1 protein-coding gene is annotated in these 1,192 nt (G+C 52.4%); it reads left to right on the top strand.

What is annotated here, in order from left to right; translation table 11 throughout:
* Window positions 1-218: 218 nt before the first annotated feature.
* Complete coding sequence (locus tag HBR93_RS26725) at window positions 219-1,181, top strand: IS110 family transposase (RefSeq protein ID WP_076965387.1); 963 nt, start codon at window positions 219-221, stop codon at window positions 1,179-1,181.
* The last annotated feature ends 11 nt before the right edge of the window (window positions 1,182-1,192 follow it).

Raw genomic sequence — 1,192 nt, 5'->3', positions numbered from 1 at the left:
CCATCGCAGGCAAGCCAGCTTGTATGGTTAGACTTGTAGGGGTGGTGGGACTAAAAGCCAGCATCTGACTCTAGCCAGTACAGACCGTGGGAGACTTCGCCCCACCCCTTCACCAAAGCGCCGATAAGGAATGCATCGGCCATGACCGACGATAGAAGCAAGCCAGCGCAACGGTGAAGCCCCGACAAGCCCGTAAACCCTAACCCGGAGCTTTTCTCATGGCAATGACTGTCTCGCAATCAATCATTGGAGTGGATGTCGCTAAAGCCGAAGTAGTTGTTTATCAAAGTGAAACTGCTGAAACAAAGATCGTATCGAACAAGAAAAGCGAGCTGAAGGCATGGCTGAAGTCTTTGCCTGCGGGCAGCGCCATCGCAATTGAAGCCACCAATATCTATCACGTGGATACCGTCAACTTGGCTCATTCGATGGGCCATATCGTTTACGTGATTGATGGATATCGCCTTAGCCATTACCGCAAAGGCACAGGTGGTCGCGCTAAAACAGACTTCAGTGATGCGCAGTTGCTGGCTCGCTACTTGAAGAATGAACAGGCTGATTTACGCGCCTGGAATCCGCCGCCGAAGATTTATACCAAGCTTCAAAGCTTGCTGCGTCGACGCGCAGCGCTGGTGAAAATGCGTGTTGCACTGAATCAGAGCTGGGCGGGCGAGCCATCACTCAAGGCCTCGTCCAAGAGCATTTCAGCGTGTCTTGATAGGCATGAGGGGCTCATTGAGAAAAGGATATTAGATGCTGTTACTGAGGCGGGGCTTTTGCATCAGGTCAAGCGCTGCCAAGCCGTCGAGGGCATTGGTTTTCTGACAGCGGTTGCCCTGGTAATGGCGTTTCAGCGAGGAGAATTTGAAAGTGCTGACGCTTACATCGCGTTCTTGGGAATGGACTTGAGAGTGTCCGATTCAGGGCAAATGAGCGGACGCCGCTCATTGAGCAAGAAGGGAGATTCAGAGATACGCAGATTGCTGCATAACGCGGCGTCAGCAGGTATCAGGTCAGAAGCCTGGAAACCTTTATACGAGGGTTATCTGGCCAGGGGCCTGAAAACGACTCAAGCCCTGGTCATCATTGGCCGCAAGCTGGCGCGCATCGCCTTTTCGCTCATGAAAAACCTGAGCGAATACCAGTCAAAAGCGGTTTTGGGGGCTTCCCCAAAACCATAGAATCTCCCACA

It is taken from the genome of Pseudomonas sp. WS 5411 (assembly GCF_012985595.1).
Classification (GTDB): domain Bacteria; phylum Pseudomonadota; class Gammaproteobacteria; order Pseudomonadales; family Pseudomonadaceae; genus Aquipseudomonas; species Aquipseudomonas shahriarae.
The sequence above is the reverse complement of the archived record's forward strand: the minus strand, read 5'-3'. Positions and strand labels throughout refer to the sequence as shown.